The following is a 21,892-nucleotide window of genomic DNA, read 5'->3' on the forward strand; positions in this document are numbered from 1 at the left end:
TACGGGTTCAGTAGCCGACGGTGAAGCGCTCGCCGGTGTGCCGTGGCTGTTCGATCTCGTCGAGCAGGGCGACGGCGTAGTCCTCGGCGGAGATACGGCTGCTGCCGTCTTCGGCGATGATCAGATCTTCCTTGGCGATGCGGTAGACGCCCGTCCGCTCGCCCGGCTCGATCGTCGCGGCGGGGCTGAGGCTGGTCCACCGCACGTCGCTGACGGTGCGGCAGAAGTTCAGGGCGTCCCCGTGGGCGTGCATGATCTGCAGCAGGAACTCCGGCAGGCCCTCCGCGTCCCAGACCAGCGTGCCGTCCGGCGTGCGCAGCGATCCGGCGCCGCCGACCAGGACGAGCCGGGGGGCCGGTTCCCCCAGGCTGCGGATGCCGGTGACCAGGGATTCGACGCCGGGCCTGATGGTGGCGATGTGGCCCGGCCCGTCGCCTCCGCCGACCGCACTGACCACGACGTCCTGTCCCTCGGCCACCTCGGTAACGGACTCGGGATCCAGAACGTCGCCGGTGACCACGGTCAGCTCGGGGTCGTTCCGGGTGAGCTTCGCCGGGTCGCGTACGACCGCCGTGACCAGGTGGCCGCGACGGAGCGCCTCGTCGAGGATGCGGGCTCCGATGGTGCCGGTGGCGCCGAACAGGGCGATCTTGGACATGCGAATGAATCTCCCGTTCCCGTTGATCGTCTCCGGGTTCGCAGATTACCGAGACCTTTCGTGACAGACGTGAGGCGTCGGTGTGCTCCCGGCGAGCACGACCCGATCAGGCGACAGCGTTCAGCCACGCCCGTCCAGACAATCCGTGTTCCTGCGGTCCTGCCCGCGTCAGCCGGCGGCCGCGTCAACCGGCGACCGCGTCCGCTGTCTCGTCCTCCCAGCGCAGCAGGTCGCCCGGCTGGCACTCGAGTACCTCGCAGAGCGCGGCGAGGGTCGCGAAGCGCACCGCCTTGGCGCGGCCGTTCTTGAGGACCGCCAGGTTGGCGGGCGTGATCCCCACCCGTTCGGCGAGTTCACCCACGGACATCTTCCGCTTGGCCAGCATCACGTCGATGTCGACGGCGATCGGCATCAGATCACCTGGTCCAACTCGGCCTGCATCTGCGTCGCTTCGACGTCACGGGCGACGGCCTGGGCGAGCAGCATCCGCAGCACGAGCACGATGAGCGCGACCCCGAGGACGGCCACGCCGATCCCGGCCATGATGACGCTGACGCCCGGGTCGTCCCGCTGGCCCGGTGCGTTGACGGCCGTGACCGCGAACCACAGGAGGGCGATCGCCACGATCGCGCCGATCACGCCGTCCACGTAACGGAACGCGGCGTGGGAGAACACGGTTCCGCGTCGCACCATCGTCACCAGCCGCCACACGCAGACCACGGCGACCTGGGCCGAGGCCAAGCCCAGGATCGTGATCAGGCGGAACGCGGTCAGCGGGAGCGTCCCGTCCTCCGGGTCGTTCCCGCTGACCAACGTCCAGACCATCATGACCTGAATGAGCCCGGTGCCGGTGAGCACCAGTGCGAGCACGGCGCGCAGCGTGCGCACGGCCAGCTTTCCCATGACCTTTCCTTCCATCGAGTAGCGATGGAAATCTATCGAGATTCGATAGGTACGGCAAGGGCTGGGGTGGTGGTGTCCGCCTGCTGCGTGGCGAAGCGGTCATGACCGCGCGGTCAGCGACGGCTCCGGTACGACCGGGCGGTGCCGATTCCCGCCACGTGCAGGGCCAGGGCGGTCAGCCCCAGCAGCATGACGTTCGTGGAGGTGAAGGTGTCATTGGTGCTGATGTCCGCCGCGTTGATCAGGAAGGCGATGAAGAACAGGACTGCGGCGACGATGCCGGCCATGAGCGGGCTCCTCTCGAAGGGTGAAATCCCGTATGCCCGCACATCACCTCCACAAGCCCGTCGTCGGGCGGCCACGGTGGCGCGCCGGTCGCCGTGGGGGCGGGCCGGATGAGGTGGGAGCGGCGGGAACCTCGTCGCCGCAGTGCTTGTTTCCGGTGATACCGGGTCAATTGCCTGGCGGATTTCTCAATTCGACGCGACAACCGTGGAAGACGGCCAGAATGTGGCGGTGCGGCCGGTGGTGTGGGGCGTCGGCTGTCGCGTGCTGTGAAAAGGGAGTCCCGTCTTCGGGCAACGGCGTACGCTCCGCGTCGAAGGAGGGTGCCATGGCCGCTCACGCGAAAGCGATCGGGATCTGGTGGCTGGCCACGATGGCCGCCCTGACCACGGCGGTCATCGCGGTCGTCCTCGTCGTCCAGGCCGACTCGGGCGAAGCGTCCCCGCCTTCGCCGTCCCCCCTCACCGCATCGCCGACGAGCCTTCCCGGGGCGACGGGCACCGCCCCCTAGCGGCTTGTCGCCGGCGGCGGCGCCCGGCACCCGCTCGCGCCGTCAGACCGTCGAGAGGTCGATCGCGCGGTCCAGGTCTTGGGGCCGCAGGACGCGCAGGATCGCTTCGAGGAGGTAGTAGTCGGCGTAGGGGAGGGAGATCTCGATGCCGTCCTCCGCGGGGCGGTTACGGGTGCAGCGGGCCACGACGGCCTCGGCGCGGGCGGAGCGGGTGGTGAGGCAGGTCTCGCACAGGGCGGTGAGGATGCGCAGCGCGGTGGTGCGGTAGGACCGGCTGCCCGTGGCGGCGGCCAGGTCGAGCAGCCCGCAGGCCATGACGGTCCCGGCGGAGGCGTCCTTGACGTCGTGCGGCTGCTGCGGTGCGCGATAGTCCCAGACGGGCACGTGGTCCGGGCCGAGGGCCTTGACCGCGTAGTCGGCGAGGGTGCGGGCGGTGGTGAGGAACCGGTGGTCGCCGGTGCGGCGGTACATCGTGGTGAAGCCGTAGATGCCCCAGGCCTGTCCGCGGGCCCAGCAGGAGGTGGGGCTGTAGCCCTGGACGGTGTTCGGGCCGATGGGGGTACCGGTGGCCGGGTCGAGGTCGTAGGCGTGCGGGGTGGAGCCGTCCGGACGCGGGAAGAGGCGCTGCGTGGTCTGGGCGTGTCCCACGGCCGCGTCCATGAACGCGCTCTCGCCGGTCTCGCGGGCGGCGAAGACGAGCAGGTCGAGGTTCATCATGGTGTCGATGATCATGCGTCCCGCGTTGTCGGAGGTGCCAAGCGCACCCCAGGCCCGCAGATAGCGGCCGTGGGAGTTGTAGCGCTGGAGCAGTGAGCGGGCCGCCTGTACGGCGCCGTCCCGCCATGACGTGTCGCCGGTCAGCCGCCAGGCGGTGACCCAGGACGGGGTGAACAGGAAGCCCAGGTCGTGTGTGCCGGTGTCGTACCGGCGGGGGGCGAGTTTCGCGGCCGATGCCAGGGCGAGGGTGCGCAGGCTGTCGTCGGCGCTGTGCAGCCAGCTCATCCAGAGGACGCCGGGCCAGAACCCGCCGACCCAGTCGCCGTTCTGGGAGTAGACCCACTTCTCGAACTTCGTCCCGACCGGAAAGGCGCTCACCCCGGGCGCGACGGCACGCACCTTCGCGACCGCGTAGTCGGCCGCGCCACGCAGCACCGCCTCCGTCGCCGCCGGCACCGGGCCGGTGAGCGCCTGCGCGGACTGAGGTGCGGCGGCGTACGCCACCGCGGCGCCGCCTGCGGTGGCCAGCACGGCCCTGCGGGACATGTGCATGGGTGCCTTCCTCTCCAACTGAACCAGTGGGTGGGGGAGTTGAAGGAGTCTCGCACGTGGCGCCGCGCGCGTACATACATGTGCGCAAGGTTCAGATATGTGACCGACCTTCGCGAGTATCCGCGGGGCCCGGCGATCCGGTCGCCGGGCCCCGCGGACGGACGGCCGATCAGCCTGCCTGGAGGCTGCGGGCGGTGATGTCGCCGCGCGACGTGGTGGCGCGGATGTCGAGTTCGGCGGTGCCGTCGTTCTTGAGGGCGTTGCTCACGCGGCCGTGTCCGGTGCCGGCGTCCAGGGTGGCCGAGACGCCGGTGGCGGCGGTGACCGAGATGTCGCCGTCCTGGGTGCGCAGTACGACCGTGCCGCGGGTCGCCTCGTTGATCCGGATGTCGCCCCGGGCGGTGCTGATCTCCGCGGGACCGCCCAGCCGGCCGACCTCGACGTCGCCGTCGGTCGCGGTGAGGCGGAGGCTCGTGGCCTCGTCGATCTTGATGTCGCGGTACGCGCCGTCGAAGACGACGTCGCCGAGACGTCCGACCCCGCGCAGCTCGGTGCCGGCCGCCTTCGCCTCGACGCCGGAGCCGGCGGGCAGCTGGACGGTGACCTCCACCGAGCCGGAGGGGCCGAAGAGCTGGTTGCCGGAGCTCCCGGCCGTGATCCGCAGGACGCCGTCGGTGCAGGAGACGGTGGTCTGCTCCGCCGCCCTGACGTCGCGGCTCCTGGCGGGGTCGGCGGGCAGGACCTCGACCGTGGTGTCGGCGCGGTCCGCGGCGATGAGCTGGACGCGTCCGGCGGGGATGTCCAGGACGGCGGAGATCGGGGCGGGGGTGTCGAACTTCTGCATCGTGGTCTCCCGTTGGCGTTCCTTGTTTCTGACAATGGAAACGCTACGTTGCTTTCTGGATTCCGACAACGAATTCGTTGCGTAGCAAACTTATACATGCACGTCAGAGTGCTAAAAGTGTTGCAACGACTCTGAAGGTAATGCAACGCGAGGTCATCGAGCGTTGCAATGGATAAAGCGTGAACGCTACCCTCGTCAGGGTCGGGAACCGTCCCGCGGGAACAGCGAGGAGATCGCGATGCCGGGAGGCAGGCTCAGCCAGCAGGAACGCCAGCAGATCGCGCTCGGGCTGGCCGACAGCCTCCCCTACGCCGAGATCGCCCGCCGTATCGACCGTCCGACCTCGACGGTCACGCGTGAGGTGATGCGCAACGGCGGCCCCACCGCCTACCGCGCCGACCTGGCCCACCGCGCCACCGAACGCCGCGCGCACCGGCGTCGGCCCGCCTCGTCCCAGGGGCCGGGGGCGGTGCCGCAGCCGCACGGACGGGACGCCGGGGCCGTGGCCGAGTACGAGGAGACGCTCACCACCGTCTTCATGCAGTCGGGCACGCCCAAGATGATGGCCCGGGTGCTGGCCTGTCTCTGCATCAGCGACTCGGCCGGCCTCACCGCGTCCGAACTCGTCCAGCGGCTCCGGGTGAGTCCGGCGTCCGTCTCCAAGGCGGTCGCGTTCCTCGAGGAACAGGGGCTCGTCCGCCGCGAGCGCGACGAACGCCGCCGCGAGAGCTACTTCGTCGACGACGACGTCTGGTACCAGTCGATGATGGCCAGCGCGCGCGGCACCGCCCAGATCGCCGAGACCGCCCGTCAGGGCGTCACCGTCCTCGGCCCGCACACCCCCGCCGCCAACCGCCTGGAGAACATCGCCCGGTTCCTCGACTTCATCAGCGAGAGCATCACCCGCGCCGCCGAACAGGCCCGTGACGTCCTCCACAGCAAACCCGCCACGACCCCCGGCGGCGACACCGGCGGGCCGGGCCCCGGCCGCGCATAGGCGGGGGTCGGCGTCACGGCAGGGCGCGACAGGGCGCGGTAGGGCAGGATTGGCGACAATATCGTTGCCGATCTGGGCGTTCCGTCGTGGAAAGGGGCACCACGTGCCGGCACCAGCATCCAGCATCCCGTCCGGGACCGACCCGGTCGCCGAGATCATCCGTGCGGCGATCGTGCGCGGGGAGTACGTGCCGGACCAGCGGCTCGTGGAGGTCGACCTGGCGCAGCGGTTCGCGGTCAGCCGCGGCGCCGTGCGTTCGGCCCTGCTCCAGCTGGGCAACGAGGGGCTGGTGGAGCGCATCCCCCACCGCGGTGCCCGGGTGCGTGCGGTGCCGCTGGCCGAGGCGATCGAGATCACCGAGGTCCGGATGGTGGTCGAAGGCCTGTGCGCCGCCAAGGCCGCCCAGCGGGTGACCGACGCGGAGATCGCCGAACTGCGGGCGATCCGCGCGGGGATGATCGGCGCGGTCGAGGCCGCGGAGGTCATGACCTACTCCGAGCTGAACAACCGGCTGCACCGCCGGCTCGTGGAGCTGAGCGGCCAGTCCACGGCCGGGGGAGTGCTGGAGCGGCTGCGCGGCCAGTCGGTACGGCACCAGTTCCGGCTCGCCCTGCAGCCGGGGCGGCCGGCCGTCTCGCTCCCGGAACACCTCGCGATCATCGACGCGGTCTGCGGCCGTGACCCGGTCGCCGCCGAACAGGCCGCCCGCGGGCACCTCGGCAGCGTCATCCATGCCCTGCGAAGAATCGCCGACAAGCCGTCAGCACAGGCGGGTCAGCGCGGCCTGACCGATGAGGCCTCCGGCCACCACCGACCGTCCCCGGTCGATCTCGGCGGTTCGCTCACCGACCGTTCATAACCCCCTCACCTGCGCGAAGGCGGCCGTTCGGGCTGCGCAGGAAAGGTCCTGGCGGCCTGTCACAACGAAACCCCAGGACGGATTTCGTGACCGAATCACGTGCTCGCCGGTGGCGTCGCAGCCTCCGTGTTCTGCTCGTCGCCGTCGCCGGACCGACGCTCGCCGTCGGTGCCCTGACGGCGTCCCCCGCCCACGCGGCGGCGGCCGACGACATCCGGATCAACGAGGTGGTGACCACCGGGGACGTCAACGACTCCGTGGAGCTCTACAACAAGGGCACCGCCACGGTGGACCTCTCCGGCTGGATCCTCCGGGACGACAACAACAGCTCCAAGTACGCGATAGCCTCCGGCACCAGCCTTGCGCCCGGCGGATTCGTCGCCTTCGACGTGCACAACGCCTTCGGCCTGGGCTCCGACGACGAGGCGCGCCTCTACCTCGCGGACGGCACCACGCTGGTCGACAGCTTCAGCTGGACCGAGCACTCCGACCCCTCGTGGTCGCGCTGCCCCGACGGCACCGGTGCCTTCGGCTCCGCCGCGCTGACCCTCGGCGCCGCCAACGACTGCGGCACCGGCGGCGTTTCGGCGACCGGGTGGCCGGGCGGCAGCTCCGTCGCCACCGCCGACACCAAGAACGCCTTCGGCTCCGACATGAGCGGCCTCTACCAGGAGGGGAGCGTGCTCTGGGCGGCGCAGAACAGCGGCAAGCTGTGGCGGCTGGTGCCCAACGGCTCCACCGCCTGGAAGGCCGACACCGCCAACGGCTGGACGTCCGGCAAGACGCTGAAGTTCCCCGGTGGTTCGGGCACACCCGACGACGAGGGTGTCACGCTGACCGGCTCCGGCTCCGCCGGGGGCGTCTTCGTGTCGAGTGAGCGCAACGCGGACTCCTCCGGCACCAGCCGGCTCTCCGTCCTCAAGTACGACGTGAGCGGCACCGCCACCACGATCTCCGCCTCCACCGAGTGGAACCTGACCTCCGACCTGCCGTCGGTGGGCTCCAACCTCGGCCTGGAGGGCATCACCTGGGTCCCGGACGCCACCCTGACCGCCGCCGGGTTCAAGGACGCCTCGACCGGCGCCGCCTACAACCCGGCGAACTACGGCTCGCACACCGGCGGGGTGTTCTTCGTCGGCGTCGAGGGCACCGGCATGATCTACGGCTACGTCCTCAAGGACGGCGGCACCTACACCCGCGTCGCGTCCCTCAGCAGCGGCATGGCCGGTGTCATGGAGCTCCAGTGGGAGCCGCAGACGTCCCGCCTCTGGGTGGTCTGCGACGACACCTGCTCCGGCCAGCACCGCACCATGCAGATCAACTCCTCCGGAGTCTTCGCGACCACCGCGATCTACAACCGCCCGTCCGGCATGGACAACTACAACAACGAGGGCTTCGCCGTCTCCGGCGCCGACGCGTGCAGCGGCGGTACCAAGCCGGTGTGGTGGTCCGACGACAGCAACGACAGCGGTCACGCGCTGCGCAGGGGCACCATCACCTGCTGAGGCACTGCCGGGCCACCCGTGCCGCGCTGTATCGTACGCGCGGCATCACACGCACCACCGGAACATGCGTCAACTCCCGTACCGGCACGTCGACTTCACCGACGTGCCGGTTCCTTTCGCCGCCCCCCGGAGGAACCGTGGCAACCAGCCGCCCCCACCGTTTCCGTGTGCCTCTGACCCGACGCAGATCCCTCGCCGTGTCGGCCGCCCTCGCCGCCGTCTGCGCCGCCGGCCTCACCCAGCCGACCGCGGCCCACGCGGACGCCGCCGCTGACCGCGCCGCCCTCGCCCAGTGGTGGGCCCCGGTCAACTTCCAGGACGTCGACTCCACCGGCGAGACCGCGCTCGGCGGCAAGTCCGACTACATCACGTCCTACGACTACGACGGCGACCTCAACGGCCGCAACAACTGGGAGAACACCAGCCAGTTCCCGCTCGCGGCGCACGTCTACTACTCGGTCGTCCAGACCCCGTCCTTCTCCTACCTGCTGTACACGTACTTCCACCCGCGCGACTGGTCGGACGGCGTCCTCGACAACTACCAGGAGGACCTGACCGAGCACGAGAACGACGCCGAGGGCGTCCTGGTCGTCGTGGCCAACGACGGCTCCGCGCACGGTCAGTTGAAGGCCGCGATCACGGTCGCGCACAGCAACTTCTACTCCTGGGTGCCCGCCGGCAGCGACTTCACCAGCGGCCAGGAGAGCGTCGACGGCACACTGAAGCTCCAGGGCGACCCGCACGACGACGGCCACGGCCGCCCGTTCACCACCCAGCAGCCCAACACCCACGCCGCCTGGGCCGAGGGCTACCTGTCCCAGGAGCGCAGCCAGTACGCGAGCGGCGACGGCATCGTCTACTACCCCGGCGCCACCGCCGAGGTGCCCTCCGGCTCCAACGACCGCGACGTGCAGTACGCCCTGACCGACGTCTTCGCCGCGAACGGCATGTGGGCCGACCGCACCCTCACCACGCTCTTCGCGACGCCGAACAACTTCGCGGGCGACGACAGCTCCAACCCCTACGGAGCCAAGTGCGGCGCCGGCGGGGTCCTCGGCCCGGCCAACGGCGCCTGCGACACCGACGCGGCCAACCCGCCCTGGGCCTGGGACGACGGCGACGACCTGCCCGGCCGGGGCTACCTCGCCACCAACCCCGCCGAACTCGTCTGGGACTACTTCAACTGGCCCGGCAAGCCCTCCGCACCGGACCTCGCCTACACCTGGGACCAGTACAACGGCATCACCTCCTGATCAGGCTGATCACCAGGCCTTCCCGGCGCCCCTTCAGGGGCGCTGGGGGCACCCCCGGCCGAAGGCTGGGGGAGGAACTGCGCGACGAGCCCCCACCGGCCCGCACCCGTGACGCGGGGGCTCGACGCGCGCGATCCGCCCGGAGCTGGTGTGCTGGGTGAGGGGGCTTCGGACCCTACCCGTCGTACCCGTTCCGGGAGAGACGCATGAGTACCTACCGAGTCGCGCAGGTGACCGCCCTGGGCGGGCCTTTCGAGATCGTCGAACGGGAGGTGCCGAGGCCGGGCCCCGGCCACGTGCGGATCGCCGTGGAGGCCTGCGGCGTCTGCCACAGCGACACCTTCTTCGTCACCGCCGCACTGCCCGGTGTCACGTTCCCCGTGGTGCCCGGCCACGAGATCGCCGGGCGGATCGAGGAACTCGGCGAGGGCATCGAGGACTGGGGCTGGCGGATCGGCGACCGGGTGGGAGTCGGCTGGTTCGGCGGCAGCTGCGGCCACTGCAAGCCCTGCCGCCAGGGCGACTTCATCCTCTGCGAGAACCTGAAGGTGCCCGGCTGGTCCTACGACGGCGGCTTCGGCCAGCAGGTGATCGCGCCGGCCGACGCCCTGGCCCGCATCCCTGACGGGCTGACCTCGGCCGACGCGGCGCCCCTGGGCTGCGCGGGCGTGACCACCTTCAACGGCCTGCGCCGCAGCCCGGCCGAGCCCGGTGACCTGGTCGCCGTCGTCGGCCTCGGCGGACTCGGCCACCTCGGCGTGAAGTACGCGGTGGCCATGGGCTTCGAGACGGTGGCCGTCGCCCGCGGCGCCGAGAAGGCCGACTTCGCCAAGCAGCTCGGTGCCCACCACTACGTCGACTCCACGGCCGCGACCCCGGTCGCGGAGGCCCTGCAGTCGCTCGGCGGCGCCAGGGTCGTGCTCGCCACCGCGGGCAACTCCGAGGCGATCTCGGCGGCCGTGGACGGGCTGGGACCCCGGGGTGAGCTGGTGGTGATCGGCATCGACCCCGAGCCGCTCGGGATCAGCCCGCTCCAGCTGCTCATGGCCGCACGGGTGGTCCGCGGCCACCCGTCCGGCACCGCGCAGGACGTGCAGGACACCATGGAGTTCAGCGCCCTGCACGGCATCCGCCCGACGATCGAGACCGCATCCCTGGAGCAGGCGGACGAGGCGTACCAGAAGATGCTCACCGGGGCCGCGCGCTTCCGCATGGTCCTCACCTACGACTGAACCCGTGACCGGGACCGGCGGCTGAGCGTCACGTACCGACCGCGCCGCCCTCCTCGTACGGCGCGGGGCGCAGCATCGGCCGGGACGTCAGGCGCAGCACCCCGGCCGAGACCGCCGCGACCGCCACGGCCACGAAGGCCTCGCCGGTCAGCGCCCACAGGGCCGCCGGCAGCAGCACCCGCTCGTACATGTGCAGTTCGACGGCCCGGTCCGCACGCCGCCGCACGGTGACGAGCACCGCGGCGGCCGTGGCCGCGGCCGACAGGACCAGCAGCAGGAACACCGGTGCGGTACGCGGCCCGGCCCGGACCGGCAGCAGCAGCGCCCCGGCGTACTCGGCCACCGCCAGCGCGGTCAGCACGGTCCACGCCCGGTCGGGGCCGTGCCGTACCGGCAGGGTGCGGCAGCCCGCGCGCAGGTCGTGCGGGCGGTCGTCGACGGCGAGCAGCAGATTCCCGAGGGTGCCCTGCACGCTCAGCAGCAGCGCGGGCGCCGCCAGGTGCGCGGGGGGCCAGGGCGCGGTGCAGCAGGCCCCGGCGAGCAGCGGGCACGACCAGCCCGAGAAGCCGACGGCCGCGTCCCCCCACAGCCCCCGGTTCTTCAGCCACCGCCCGTAGGCGTCCTGGGCGAGGACCGCGAGGCCGACGAAGAGCAGGGAACGCCAGTTGACCAGCGTGGCCAGGACGAACGCCGCCAGCCACAGCAGGACCGCGCACCGGCGTGCGACGGCGGCCGGCAGACGTCCGGAGGGGATCGGGCGGTGCGGCTTGGTCCGCCCGTCCTCGTGCCGGGTGAGGTAGTCGGCGGTGTAGAGCGCCCCGGCACACGCGGTGAGCCCGAGCACGCCCGCCGGCAGCAGCCGCCAGGGCGGGACGGCGGGGCCGGCCAGCACGGCGCCGAGCGCGGTGACGACCGGGGCGACCACAAGGTCGTAGGGGCGCAGCGTCTCCAGATGGGCGGACCGCCGGGCCGCCGTCAACCGGCACCGCCCGCGCGCCACGGCCCGGGTGCCAGCACCTCGGCCGTCCGGCACAGCGCGGCCCGGTGCGGGCCCGGCGGCAGCGCGTCCAGCTCCCGGCAGGCCCGTTCCACATGGCTGCGCGCCAGCCGCGTGCACTCCGCCAGCGCGCCCGTCTCCACCAGCACCCGCCCCACCTTCTCCGGATCCCGCGCGACCGGCCCGGCCAGCAGCAGGGGCAGGCTGGGCCGGTCGTTGCGCAGATCGCTGTCGGCGGGCTTGCCCTCCCGCCCGGCCTCCGGGCCGTACGGCAGCAGGTCGTCACGGATCTGGAACGCCACCCCGAGCGCCTCGCCGTACCCGGCCAGCGCCCGCACCTGCCCCGGCGATCCGCCGCCCAGCACCGCGCCCGCCGCGCAGCACGCGCTCAGCAGTGCCGACGTCTTCAGCCGGACCATCTCCAGATACCCGCCGACCGCGTCCGGTGCCCGGCCCGGATCCAGTTCGCGGGCCACCCCCTGCGCCATCCGCCGGCCGGCCCGCGCCAGCAGGCCCACGGCCCGGTTCACGGCCGCCTCCGGCACCCCGCGCCGGCCGCACTCCACCACCTGCTCGAACAGCGCGAACATCAGCGCGTCACCGCCCAGCACGGCCGCGCCCGGCCCGAACCTGGCATGCCCCGACGGCTTGCCGCGGCGCAACTGGTCTTCGTCGAGGATGTCGTCGTGCAGCAGGCTCGCCACATGCACCAGCTCCACCCCGACCGCGGCGGGCATGACCCGCTCGTAGACCCCGCCCACCGCCGCCGCCGACTCCAGCAGCAGCACCGGCCGCAGCAGCTTGCCCGGCGGATGGAGCGCCCAGCGGTGCACCTCCGTGAGCGGACCCTCGGCGTCCCGGGACAGCCAGTCCCGCAGCGCCTGCTCCACGGCGGCCGCCGTGCCGTTCTCCTCGTGCCGCATACCCGGTCCTCACTGCTGATCGTTTCCCTGGCGGTGAACGAGCGACGCACGGCGGTGTCACAAGGCTGCCGGAGGCACGGCGGGCGCGTACCCCGGCGTGCGGTCGTGTGCTCAGCCGCGTACCGCGCGGGCCGCGAGCAGCGCGATGTCGTCCTCGGAGCCGGCGGCGAGGTGCGCGAGGACCGTGTCGAGGATCTTGTCCAGCGGATCGGTGGGGCACAGCGAGAGCCCCGTCAGCCGGGCCAGACCGCAGTCGATGTCCTCGCCGCGCCGCTCCACGAGGCCGTCCGTGTACAGGAGCAGCACCCCGCCGCGCTCCGGGGTGACCCGCTGCTCGTACCGGCCGAGCCCGCTGCCCAGAGGCGGGCCGACCGGCACCGGGACCAGCTGTATCTCGCCCTGCGGGCTGAGCCAGACGGGCGGCAGGTGGCCGGCGCTGGCGTAGGTGAGGGTGGCGACGTCCACGTCGCCGAGCGCGAGGAAGCAGGTGGCCACCCGTTCGAAGCCGGAGTCGGCGACCATGCGGTCCGCGTGCTGCAGGATGCGGCGCGGCGAGAGCCCCGCGAGGGCCAGCGCGCGCAGCGTCGAACGGTAGTGGCTCATCGCCACCGACGCGTCCACCCCGTGGCCCATCACGTCCCCGATGACCAGCATCGTGCGGCCGTCCGGCAGGGCCAGCACGTCGTACCAGTCGCCGCCGATCAGCGAGCCGTCGTCGGCGGGACGGTAGCGGCCGGTGGTCTCCACACCGCCGTGCCGGCGCAACTGGCCGGGCTCGGCCAGCAGCGCCCGCTGCAGCTCCAGGGCCATGGTGTGCTCGCGTTCGAAGCGGACCGCGCGGTCCAGGGCGCGGGCGGCGCGGGCGGCCAGTTCGCGGGCCACCGTGGCGTCCTCGTTCGAGAACGGCGCGGAGTCCCCGGCACGGGCCAGCAGCAGGATGCCGAGCACCCGGCCGTCCGAGACCAGGGGGGCGAGGAGCACCGAGTGGACCCGCGCGGTCAGACATGCCTGGGCGGGTGCCCAGCGCGGGACCAGCGACCGCCACTGCGCCGCGGTGATCGCGTTCCGCCGCCAGATCCGGCCCGCCGCCAGGTTCCGCCGGGTCCCGGTGCCGCGCGGCCAGCCGACCAGGTCGCCGCGCGCGTCCAGGGCCGCAAGCCCGGTGACCAGCCCGGGGCGCGTGGCGTACGCCGCGAGCCGGGTCGGCGTCCGCCGCGCCGAGACGGTATCCGGCGGAGTGAGCTCCACCCCGGCGGCGTCCGCCAGCTCCGGTACGACGAACTCCGCCAGCTCCCGGCAGGTCCCCGCGACATCGGTGCCGGTGCCGATCCGGGACGCGGCCGAGTCCAGCAGCGCCAGCCGCCGGTGGGCGCGCTCCAGCTCGTACACGTACTGCTGCGGCTCGCTGATCTCCAGGCCCACCGCGGCCACGCCCACCACCCGGCCCGTGCGGTCCACGAGCCGGTGGTAGACGCACCGCCACTCCCGGACCTGGTACGGCGAGTCCACCCAGGTGCGTCCGGTGACGACGGCCTCGCGGGGCCGTCCGTCGCGGATGACGTCCCGCAGCACCTGGTCGGGCCGCTGCAGGTGCGGCAGCACCTCGCGCTGCGTGCGGCCCAGGTAGGCGGCGGCGGGCAGGCCCGTGGCGCGGGCCATGTGCGGGTTGACGTAGAGGTAGCGCAGATCGGTGCCGAGCACGGCGAAGCCCACGGCCGCGTCCTCGACGATGCCGCGCAGCATGTCGACGTAGCCGATGCGGGCGGGGGGTGGTGCGTCCGCATCGGCCGGAGCGGGTGTGCCCCGCGCGAGGGGCGCGACCGGCGGCTTCGGGGTGTCCCGCGCCCCCGGTGACCTCGGTGTGTCCCGGGCGGCCGGTGCCGTCGGTGTGATCGGCGGCGCCGGTGCGGCCCGTCGTCGTGAGGAGGTGTCCCTGTCCACCCGGTCCCCCTTGCCTGCCCCCTCCCTCGGCCGCCCTCATCGTGCAACAGGTCCCGGCACGGCGCATCCCGGGACCGCTCCGGCCGGGTGTCGCGGGCGCCTTCGCTCACATCGCCCGGAGCGGGGCTGTGCGGCGGCCTTAACCCCCGTTGATCGGGAGCGGTGACGCCGGTGTAATCAGCCGTGCTTACCGTCGGGACCGGACGGAAGAGGCTGACCAGCAGGAACAGGAGGGGTGCCCGTGGCCGCGCCGGACTCGCGCAGCACCGACACCCGCAGGGTGCGGACCGTCTGCGCGTACTGCGGGGTCGGCTGCGGCATGGTCCTGGACGTCGGGGGCCCGGACGGCCGCCGTACCGTCCTGAAGGCGTCCGGCGACAAGGAGCACCCGGCGAACTTCGGCCGGCTGTGCACGAAGGGCGCCACCACCGCCGACATGCTTGCCGCCCCCGGCCGTCTGACCACCGCCCTGCTGCGGCCCGAGCGGGGCGCGGAGGCGGTGCCGTCGGCCGTGGACGCGGCGGTCGCCGAGACCGCGCGGCGGCTGCGCGCGATCGTCGACGAACACGGCCCGGACGCGGTCGCCCTCTACGTGTCCGGTCAGATGAGCCTGGAGGCCCAGTACCTCGCCAACAAACTCACCAAGGGCTGGCTCCGCACCAACAACATCGAGTCCAACTCCCGGCTGTGCATGGCCAGCGCGGGTACCGGCTACAAGCTCTCGCTCGGCGCCGACGGCCCGCCCGGCTCGTACCAGGACCTCGACAAGGCGGATGTCTTCCTGGTCATCGGCGCCAACATGGCCGACTGTCACCCCATCCTCTTCCTGCGCCTGATGGACCGGGTGAAGGCGGGCGCGAAGCTGATCGTCGTCGACCCGCGCCGTACCGCCACCGCCGCCAAGGCCGACCTCTTCCTCCAGGTCCGGCCCGGCACCGACCTCGCCCTGCTCAACGGCCTGCTCCACCTGCTGTACGAGAACGGGCACACCGATCCCGAGTTCGTCGCCGCGTACACCGAGGGCTGGGAGGCGATGCCGGAGTTCCTCGCCGACTACCCGCCCGCGACGGTCGCCGAGATCACCGGCATCCCCGAGGCCGACCTGCGCGCGGCGGCCCGGCTGATCGGCGAGGCGGGGGAGTGGACCAGTTGCTGGACCATGGGCCTCAACCAGTCCACGCACGGCACCTGGAACACCAACGCCCTGGTCAACCTGCACCTCGCCACCGGGAAGATCTGCCGCCCCGGCAGCGGCCCGTTCTCCCTCACCGGCCAGCCCAACGCCATGGGCGGCCGGGAGATGGGGTACATGGGACCGGGCCTGCCCGGCCAGCGGTCGGTGCTCGTCGACGCCGACCGGGCGTTCGTCGAGGAGCAGTGGGGGCTGGCGCCCGGCTCGATCCGCGCCGACGGCGTCGGCAAGGGCACGGTGGAGATGTTCCGGAAGATGGCGGACGGCGAGATCAAGGCCTGCTGGATCATCTGCACCAACCCGGTCGCCTCTGTCGCCAACCGCAGGACCGTCATCGAAGGCCTGGAGGCCGCCGAGTTCGTCGTCACCCAGGACGTCTTCACCGACACCGAGACCAACGCTTACGCCGACGTCGTCCTGCCCGCCGCCCTGTGGACCGAGACCGAGGGCGTCCTCGTCAACAGCGAGCGCAACCTCACCCTCGCCCGCCCCGCCGCCGACCCGCCCGGCGAGGCCACCGCCGACTGGCGGCTGATCGCCGGCGTGGCCCGCGCGATGGGGTACGAGGACGGCTTCTCCTACGACAGTGCGGAGGAGATCTTCGAGGAGATCAAGCGCTTCCACAACCCGCAGACCGGCTACGACCTGCGGGGCGTCACCTACGACCGGCTGCGCACCACCCCCGTCCAGTGGCCGGCCGCCAGCGCCGAAGGACCCGACCGCAACCCCGTCCGGTACGTGAACGCCGACGGTTCCCTCACCTTCGCCACCGCCTCCGGACGCGCCGTCTTCCACGCCAGGCCGCACCTCGAACCCGCCGAGATGCCGGACGACGACTACCCGTTCGTCCTGAACACCGGCCGCCTCCAGCACCAGTGGCACACCCTGACCAAGACCGCGAAGGTCGCCAAGCTGAACCGGCTCAACCCCGGTCCGTTCGTCGAGGTCCACCCCGAGGACGCGGCCGCGCTCGGGCTCGCCGACGGCGACTCGGTGGAGGTGGCCTCGCGGCGCGGCCGGGCGGTGCTGCCCGCGGTCGTCACGGACCGGGTGCTGCCCGGCTCCTGCTTCGCGCCCTTCCACTGGAACGACCTGTTCGGCGAGTACCTCAGCGTCAACGCCGTGACCAGCGACGCGGTGGACCCCCTGTCGTTCCAGCCCGAGCTGAAGGTGTGCGCGGTGTCGCTGACCAAGGTGGCCACGCCGGTGAGCGTGCAGGTGCCCGGTGCCGAAGAGACCCCGGCCGCCGTCGACGTACCCGTTGCCGCCGCCGTCCCGCCCACGGCTGTGCCGCCGCCCTCCGCCGCCTCGGTGTTCGGCCTCGACCCCGCCCCGCCGCCGGTCCTCACGGCACCGGAACGGCAGTACCTGGTCGGCTTCCTCGCCGGTGTCCCGGTCGGTGCCCCCGGCGTCCCCGTGCTGCCGCCGGACGCGCCGTTCAGCCCCGAGCACGCCCTGTGGGTCAACGGCACCCTCGCCGGCATGTACTCCCGGTCCGCCGCGGCGACCGTGACGGCGCAGGCGCCCGGCCGCCAGGTGGTGGTCCTCTGGGCCTCGCAGACCGGCAACGCCGAGGACTTCGCCGCCGCCACCGCCGAGCGCCTCACCGCGGGCGGCCACGCGGCCTCCCTCGTCGCCATGGACCAGGCCGACCCGGCCGCCCTGCCCGCGGGCGCCGACCTGCTCCTGATCACCAGCACCTTCGGTGACGGCGAAGCCCCCGACAACGGCGCCGGTTTCTGGGACGGCCTCGCCGCCCTCGACGCCGGACGCCTCGAAGGCCGCCGGTACGCCGTGCTGGCCTTCGGCGACTCCAGCTACGACGACTTCTGCGGGTACGGGCGGCGCCTGGACAGCCGGCTGGACGAGCTCGGCGCGGTCCGGATCGCGCCGCGCACCGACTGCGAACCGGACTACGGGACCCAGGCGGAGGCCTGGCTGGACCAGGTGCTGACCGCGCTCGACGACGAGCCCCCGTCCTCCGCCGCGGCGGCCCCCGCTCCCCCGCCCGCCAGGTCCCGGCGCCCCGCCCCCACCACCGCCCGGCTCGTCGGCAACCGGCTGCTCAGCCTGCCCGGCGCCGGGAAGGAGGTGCGCCGCTTCACCTTCGACACCCGCGACAGCCAGACCCCGCTGGTCTACGAGGCGGGCGACGCGCTCGGCGTCCGTCCGCTCAACTCCCGTGCCCTGGTGACGGAATGGCTGGACGTCACCGGCCTCGACGGCGCAACCGGCGTGGAGGTCGGCGGAGCCGGTGAGGTTTCCCTCGCCGAGGCCTTCTCCCGCCACCTGGACATCACCCGCGTCACCCCGGACCTGCTCCGCTTCGCCGCCGAACGCACCCGTGACCCGCGCGAGTTGCGGAAGCTGCTGCGCCCCGACAACAAGGACGAGCTGGCCAGGTGGTCCTGGGGCCGCCAGGCGGTCGACGTCGTCGCCGAGTTCGGGGTCCGGGCCGGCGCCCAGGAATGGGCGGGCGTCCTCGGCAGGCTCCAGCCCCGCCTGTACTCCATCTCGTCCAGCCCGCTGACCGACCCCCACCAGGTCTCGCTCACCGTCTCCGTCGTCCGCTACGAGAACCTGCACGGCAGGCCCCGGCAGGGCGTCTGCTCGCCGTTCCTCGCCGACGCCGAACCCGGCACGCCGGTGCCGGTGCACGTCCAGCGCTCCCCGCACTTCCGGCCGCCCGCCGACCCGGCGACCCCCATGGTCATGGTCGGCCCCGGCACCGGCGTGGCGCCGTTCGTCGGCTTCCTGGAGGAACGCCGCGCCCGCGGCCACCGCGCCCCCAACTGGCTGTTCTTCGGCGAACAGCACCGGGCCACCGACTTCTACTACGAGCAGGAGCTCACCGCCCTGCTCGCCGACGGCACCCTGAGCCGCCTCGACACCGCCTTCTCCCGCGACCAGCGTGCCAAGGTCTACGTCCAGGACCGGATGCGCGAACACGGCCCGCTGCTGTGGTCCTGGCTCCGGGACGGCGCCCACTTCTACGTCTGCGGCGACGCCTCCCGGATGGCCAAGGACGTCGACCGGGCTCTGAAGGACATCGCCACCGTGCACGGCGGACTGACCGAGGACGAGGCGACCGTGTACGTCAAGCAGCTCGCGGCGGACCGGCGTTACGTCCGGGACGTCTACTGACCCTCATTGGCGTTCCATCAGGTGATGCATGGTGAGGGCCAGTTGGAGCCGGAACCGGCCCTGCGGGGTGCGCACCGACCAGCCCAGCAGATGCTCGGCGTGCGTCAACCGGTCCTGGAGCGTGGAGTGATGGACGTTGACGTCGGCGGCCGCCGCCCGCAGGCTCGCCGTCGACGCGACCGCGTGCAGCGTGCGCAGCATCCAGGGCGCGTCGGCCGCGGCGGCCCGCACCGCGCGGACGTCCGGCGCCGGTTCCGCGCCGGGCACGACGAGCTCGGCGAGCAGCGCGACCCCGCCCAGCTCGTCGGCGTGCACGACGGGCGGGCCGCCGGGCTCCTGTGCGCCGCCGTCGGAGGTGAACCGCAGCGCGGTGCGGGCCGCCGCCCAGGACCGGGGGAGGTCCGCGACGGCCACGGCCGTCCCCACGCCCGCGCGTCCCGTCGGCTGCACTGCCGGCAGTCCGTCGGACACGGTCCGGGACGTCCGGTCGGCCGCGATCCGGTGCGGCCCGTCGGCCGTGCTCCGGGACGTCCGGTCGGTGGTGCTCCGCTGCGGCCCGTCGGTCACGATCCGCGGTGGTCCGTCGGCCATCGCCACCGCCCGGAAGCGCGCCGCCGGGTCGCCGGTGTCCAGGCCGAGCCTGCGGGCCGCGTGCAGCCGGGCCGGCAGCGGTGCACCGGCGTCCAGGACCGTCTCGACCAGCGCGGGGTCGTCCACCGGCGGCCCCGGGGCCCGCCCCCGGGTGCGGTCGAGGACGGAGCGCACGGCCGCCGAGGCCCGCTCCAGGATCACCGCGTCGACGACGCTCGGACCGTCGGCCCCGGCCCGCTCCAGCCACAGCGCGGGCGGCCCGCCCGGCACCAGCGGGGTACCCGGCCACCCGGGCTCGGGCGCGCCCGCCACGTCCGTCCGCCGTCCGTCCGGCTCCACCCGCACCCGGACCCGCCGCTCCTCGTCCGCCAGCCGCGCCGGGCACCCGGCGAGCACGGCGGCCCCGCGCACCAGCGCCTCCAGACCGGCCCGGGTCTCGGCCAGCCGGTCGAAGTAGGCGATGACCGCGACGGCGGCCCCGGCATCCGGGTCCACCGCGGCCAGCCGCCCCGCCAGCTCTTTCATACCGCCATGATGCGCCATCCGGCGTACGGCGAGGAGAGCCCGGCACGGCAGGCAACCCGTGCCCGCCCCCGTCCCTCCTAGCTGTCGAGACCCGGCGGCCCACAGCGCCGGCACAGGAACCGACCGACAGGAGCCCCGCTTGGACCGCAACGAGCCCCCGCGGGCCGCCGCCGGACCGTCCCGCCGGCGATTCATGGTGTACACGGTGGCCGCGACCACCCTCACGGTCGCCGCCCCGCTCGGCTGCGACACCCCGCGGGCCGACGGCGCCACCGCGGCCCCCGATGTCCTGGTCACCGGTACCGACGAGGAGATGCTCGTCCTGGAGGTCACCGCGGCCAACGAGGTCGTCGTACGGCTGCCCCGCGTCGAGGTCGGCCAGGGCATCACCACCGCCGTCGCCATGATGATCGCCGAGGAGCTGGACGCCCGCCTCGCCGATGTCCGGATCCCGCTCGCCGACGCCCGCAGCAAGGGCAACCAGTACACCGGGGGGTCCAGCTCGGTCAGTTCGCTGTACGGTCCGGCCCGGCAGCTGGCCGCCACCGCGCGGGCCCGGCTGGTGACCGCGGCCGCCCGCCGCTGGCGGCTGCCCGCGCACACCCTGCGCACCTGGAACACCCGGGTCGTGGCCCGGGACGGCCGGACGGCCACCTTCGGCTCCCTCACCGCGAGCGCCGCCCGGATCCGGCACCCGGACGTGTCGAGCAAGCCCAAGCCGGCCTCCCGGCACCGGGTGATCGGGAGGCCGACGACCAGGATCGACGCCCGGGACATCGTCACCGGCGCCGCGAAGTACGCCGGCGACCTCGCGGTGGCGGGCGCGAAGCCGACCGTGGTGGCCCGGCCGCCGACCCTGCGCGGCAAGCTGGTCTCCCTCGACGACACGGCGGCCCGCGCCCTGCCCGGCGTCCACGCGGTGGTGCGGATCCCGGGCGGGGTCGCCGTCGTGGCGGAGACCTTCCACCATGCCTTCCAGGCCCGGGACGCACTGCGGATCACCTGGGCCGACGGCCCGCTCGCGCCCCTGTCCGACAAGGAGATCCGCGCCCGGCTGCGGGCCGCGGTGCCCCGGCTCGGCACCCCGCCGCGCGGATCGACGCAGATCGAGGGCGAGTTCGCGTTCGCGTTCGTCAGCCATGCCCCGATGGAGGTGCTCACGGCCGTCGCCGACGTCCGCTCCGACCGGGCCGAGCTGTGGTTCGCCACCCAGACCCCGATGGAGGCCCGGGAGACCGTCGCCGACCTGCTGGGGCTGTCGAAGACCGCCGTACGGGTCCATGTGACGCGCGGCGGCGGCTCGTTCGGGCGGCGGCTCAATTTCGACCAGGCGACCGAGGCGGCGCTCGTCTCGAAGGCGGCCCGCCGGCCCGTGCGGCTGATGTGGAGCCGCAACGACGACATCCGGCACGGCAGGATGCGCCCCGCCGACCACCACCGGATCCGGGCCAGCGTCGCCGGCGGCCGGGTGGTGGCCTTCCAGCACATGTCGGCCTCGGTGGGGGAGTCCTCCGACGAGCAGGGCCTGACCGCGAAGTCCGGTGCGGTACGGCCGCTGCCCAGCGACAGCGGGCTGTACAACTTCGGCCGGGTGGGCGGTGATTCGGGCGGCATCGAACTGCCGGTGCCGCTCGGCGCCTGGCGCTCGGTGGACTCCGGGACCATGCGTACGGCGGAGGAGATCGTCGTCGACGACATCGCCCGCGCGCTGGGCCGGGACCCGGTCGCCTTCCGCCGTACCACCCTGCGCAGCAAGGCGGTACAGGCCGTCCTCGCCAAGGCGGCCGCCGCCGGGCGCTGGGGGCGGCGGATGCCGGCGGGCACCGCGCAGGGCGTCGCCGTCCACGAGGAGTACGGGTCGGCCGTCGCCTGCCTGGCCGAGATCGACGCCACCGACCCGAAGAACCCCCGGGTCACCAAGGTGGTGATGGCCGCCGATGTCGGTACGGCCGTCAACCCGCGCGGCCTGGAGGCACAGCTCATGGGCACCGCCGTCGACGGCATCTCCACCGTGCTGCGCGCCGGGCTGCACATCGACCGCGGCGCGGTCCGCGAGGGCAGCTTCGCCGACTTCCACTACGCCCGCCAGCGGCACGCCCCGCTGGAGTTCGAGGCCCACATCATCCCGTCCGGCGGCGATCCGGGCGGCGCGGGCGAACTCGGCGTCCCCGCGGCGGCGGGCGCGGTCGCCAACGCCTACGCCCGCGCCACCGGCCGGAAGCCCCGCAGCTTCCCCCTCGACTTCTGACCGCAGCCCTTCCCG

General features: G+C 73.2%; 18 protein-coding genes. 8 read left to right on the forward strand and 10 right to left on the reverse strand.

Annotated elements, in window-relative coordinates; genetic code table 11:
* Window positions 1-7: 7 nt before the first annotated feature.
* From ACIQVL_RS21350 to ACIQVL_RS21365, 4 genes are all read right to left on the reverse strand, one after another.
* Window positions 8-658 (reverse strand): NAD(P)-dependent oxidoreductase, encoded by a 651-nt coding sequence (locus ACIQVL_RS21350; RefSeq protein ID WP_403476081.1) that lies wholly within the window; start codon window positions 656-658, stop codon window positions 8-10.
* Window positions 659-842: 184 nt separating this feature from the next.
* Window positions 843-1,070: a helix-turn-helix domain-containing protein gene (locus tag ACIQVL_RS21355; RefSeq protein WP_403443476.1), complete on the reverse strand. Its 228-nt coding sequence runs from the start codon at window positions 1,068-1,070 to the stop codon at window positions 843-845.
* Window positions 1,070-1,561 carry a DUF2975 domain-containing protein gene (locus tag ACIQVL_RS21360; RefSeq protein ID WP_403443473.1) on the reverse strand — a complete coding sequence of 164 codons (492 nt, stop codon included), beginning with the start codon at window positions 1,559-1,561 and terminating at the stop codon, window positions 1,070-1,072. The genes ACIQVL_RS21355 and ACIQVL_RS21360 overlap by 1 nt, the downstream gene beginning before the upstream one ends.
* A gap of 113 nt (window positions 1,562-1,674) precedes the next feature.
* On the reverse strand, window positions 1,675-1,848 hold the full coding sequence (locus ACIQVL_RS21365; RefSeq protein ID WP_351955444.1) for a hypothetical protein: 174 nt from the start codon (window positions 1,846-1,848) through the stop codon (window positions 1,675-1,677).
* A 326-nt stretch (window positions 1,849-2,174) separates the two neighbouring features.
* Here ACIQVL_RS21365 and ACIQVL_RS21370 point away from each other — a divergent pair, with 326 nt between their 5' ends.
* Window positions 2,175-2,357, forward strand: a complete 183-nt coding sequence (locus tag ACIQVL_RS21370) for a hypothetical protein (RefSeq protein WP_403443470.1) — start codon at window positions 2,175-2,177, stop codon at window positions 2,355-2,357.
* 42 nt (window positions 2,358-2,399) lie between these two features.
* Here the strand turns inward: ACIQVL_RS21370 and ACIQVL_RS21375 are convergent, their stop codons facing one another.
* On the reverse strand, window positions 2,400-3,626 hold the full coding sequence (locus ACIQVL_RS21375) for a glycoside hydrolase family 88 protein (protein WP_403443468.1): 1,227 nt from the start codon (window positions 3,624-3,626) through the stop codon (window positions 2,400-2,402).
* 169 nt (window positions 3,627-3,795) lie between these two features.
* The gene (locus tag ACIQVL_RS21380; protein ID WP_403443466.1) at window positions 3,796-4,470 is read right to left on the reverse strand and encodes a DUF4097 family beta strand repeat-containing protein; all 675 of its coding nucleotides are present in this window, start codon (window positions 4,468-4,470) and stop codon (window positions 3,796-3,798) included.
* A gap of 238 nt (window positions 4,471-4,708) precedes the next feature.
* On the opposite strand from ACIQVL_RS21380, the gene ACIQVL_RS21385 reads away from it, so the two are divergent.
* From ACIQVL_RS21385 to ACIQVL_RS21405, 5 genes are all read left to right on the forward strand, one after another.
* On the forward strand, window positions 4,709-5,467 hold the full coding sequence (locus tag ACIQVL_RS21385; protein WP_403443465.1) for a helix-turn-helix domain-containing protein: 759 nt from the start codon (window positions 4,709-4,711) through the stop codon (window positions 5,465-5,467).
* 103 nt (window positions 5,468-5,570) lie between these two features.
* Window positions 5,571-6,326: a GntR family transcriptional regulator gene (locus tag ACIQVL_RS21390; RefSeq protein ID WP_403476082.1), complete on the forward strand. Its 756-nt coding sequence runs from the start codon at window positions 5,571-5,573 to the stop codon at window positions 6,324-6,326.
* A gap of 86 nt (window positions 6,327-6,412) precedes the next feature.
* Entirely contained in the window at window positions 6,413-7,831 is a 1,419-nt protein-coding gene (locus ACIQVL_RS21395; RefSeq protein WP_403476083.1) for a lamin tail domain-containing protein, read from the forward strand.
* Between the two features lie 167 nt (window positions 7,832-7,998).
* Window positions 7,999-9,084, forward strand: coding sequence for a hypothetical protein (locus tag ACIQVL_RS21400; protein ID WP_403476084.1), 1,086 nt, complete (start codon window positions 7,999-8,001; stop codon window positions 9,082-9,084).
* A gap of 206 nt (window positions 9,085-9,290) precedes the next feature.
* A complete protein-coding gene (locus ACIQVL_RS21405; RefSeq protein ID WP_403443423.1) occupies window positions 9,291-10,316 on the forward strand; it encodes an alcohol dehydrogenase in 1,026 nt (341 codons plus the stop codon).
* A gap of 28 nt (window positions 10,317-10,344) precedes the next feature.
* Here the strand turns inward: ACIQVL_RS21405 and ACIQVL_RS21410 are convergent, their stop codons facing one another.
* The 3 genes from ACIQVL_RS21410 to ACIQVL_RS21420 all read right to left on the reverse strand — a co-directional run bounded on the left by ACIQVL_RS21410 (window position 10,345) and on the right by ACIQVL_RS21420 (window position 14,177).
* Window positions 10,345-11,316, reverse strand: a complete 972-nt coding sequence (locus tag ACIQVL_RS21410) for a UbiA prenyltransferase family protein (protein ID WP_403476085.1) — start codon at window positions 11,314-11,316, stop codon at window positions 10,345-10,347.
* Window positions 11,292-12,236 carry a polyprenyl synthetase family protein gene (locus ACIQVL_RS21415; protein ID WP_403443418.1) on the reverse strand — a complete coding sequence of 315 codons (945 nt, stop codon included), beginning with the start codon at window positions 12,234-12,236 and terminating at the stop codon, window positions 11,292-11,294. Before ACIQVL_RS21415 ends, ACIQVL_RS21410 begins: the two co-directional genes overlap by 25 nt.
* Before the next feature lie 111 nt (window positions 12,237-12,347).
* Window positions 12,348-14,177: a SpoIIE family protein phosphatase gene (locus tag ACIQVL_RS21420; RefSeq protein WP_403443415.1), complete on the reverse strand. Its 1,830-nt coding sequence runs from the start codon at window positions 14,175-14,177 to the stop codon at window positions 12,348-12,350.
* A gap of 319 nt (window positions 14,178-14,496) precedes the next feature.
* Between ACIQVL_RS21420 and ACIQVL_RS21425 the strand changes: the two genes are divergently transcribed.
* Complete coding sequence (locus ACIQVL_RS21425) at window positions 14,497-18,513, forward strand: molybdopterin-dependent oxidoreductase (RefSeq protein WP_403476221.1); 4,017 nt, start codon at window positions 14,497-14,499, stop codon at window positions 18,511-18,513.
* 3 nt (window positions 18,514-18,516) lie between these two features.
* Here the strand turns inward: ACIQVL_RS21425 and ACIQVL_RS21430 are convergent, their stop codons facing one another.
* The gene (locus ACIQVL_RS21430) at window positions 18,517-19,629 is read right to left on the reverse strand and encodes a helix-turn-helix domain-containing protein (RefSeq protein ID WP_403476086.1); all 1,113 of its coding nucleotides are present in this window, start codon (window positions 19,627-19,629) and stop codon (window positions 18,517-18,519) included.
* Window positions 19,630-19,822: 193 nt separating this feature from the next.
* On the opposite strand from ACIQVL_RS21430, the gene ACIQVL_RS21435 reads away from it, so the two are divergent.
* A complete protein-coding gene (locus ACIQVL_RS21435) occupies window positions 19,823-21,877 on the forward strand; it encodes a molybdopterin cofactor-binding domain-containing protein (protein WP_403476222.1) in 2,055 nt (684 codons plus the stop codon).
* The last annotated feature ends 15 nt before the right edge of the window (window positions 21,878-21,892 follow it).

The organism is Streptomyces sp. NPDC090499 (assembly GCF_044769305.1).
Classification (GTDB): domain Bacteria; phylum Actinomycetota; class Actinomycetes; order Streptomycetales; family Streptomycetaceae; genus Streptomyces.

Bases quoted from the DNA above. Each gene is read 5' to 3' on its own strand.
- ACIQVL_RS21350 (WP_403476081.1), bottom strand. From the start codon at position 658: ATGTCCAAGATCGCCCTGTTCGGCGCCACCGGCACCATCGGAGCCCGC.
- ACIQVL_RS21355 (WP_403443476.1), bottom strand. From the start codon at position 1,070: ATGCCGATCGCCGTCGACATCGACGTGATGCTGGCCAAGCGGAAGATG.
- ACIQVL_RS21360 (WP_403443473.1), bottom strand. From the start codon at position 1,561: ATGGGAAAGCTGGCCGTGCGCACGCTGCGCGCCGTGCTCGCACTGGTG.
- ACIQVL_RS21365 (WP_351955444.1), bottom strand. From the start codon at position 1,848: ATGGCCGGCATCGTCGCCGCAGTCCTGTTCTTCATCGCCTTCCTGATC.
- ACIQVL_RS21370 (WP_403443470.1), top strand. From the start codon at position 2,175: ATGGCCGCTCACGCGAAAGCGATCGGGATCTGGTGGCTGGCCACGATG.
- ACIQVL_RS21375 (WP_403443468.1), bottom strand. From the start codon at position 3,626: ATGCACATGTCCCGCAGGGCCGTGCTGGCCACCGCAGGCGGCGCCGCG.
- ACIQVL_RS21380 (WP_403443466.1), bottom strand. From the start codon at position 4,470: ATGCAGAAGTTCGACACCCCCGCCCCGATCTCCGCCGTCCTGGACATC.
- ACIQVL_RS21385 (WP_403443465.1), top strand. From the start codon at position 4,709: ATGCCGGGAGGCAGGCTCAGCCAGCAGGAACGCCAGCAGATCGCGCTC.
- ACIQVL_RS21405 (WP_403443423.1), top strand. From the start codon at position 9,291: ATGAGTACCTACCGAGTCGCGCAGGTGACCGCCCTGGGCGGGCCTTTC.
- ACIQVL_RS21415 (WP_403443418.1), bottom strand. From the start codon at position 12,236: ATGCGGCACGAGGAGAACGGCACGGCGGCCGCCGTGGAGCAGGCGCTG.
- ACIQVL_RS21425 (WP_403476221.1), top strand. From the start codon at position 14,497: ATGGTCCTGGACGTCGGGGGCCCGGACGGCCGCCGTACCGTCCTGAAG.
- ACIQVL_RS21430 (WP_403476086.1), bottom strand. From the start codon at position 19,629: ATGAAAGAGCTGGCGGGGCGGCTGGCCGCGGTGGACCCGGATGCCGGG.
- ACIQVL_RS21435 (WP_403476222.1), top strand. From the start codon at position 19,823: ATGGTGTACACGGTGGCCGCGACCACCCTCACGGTCGCCGCCCCGCTC.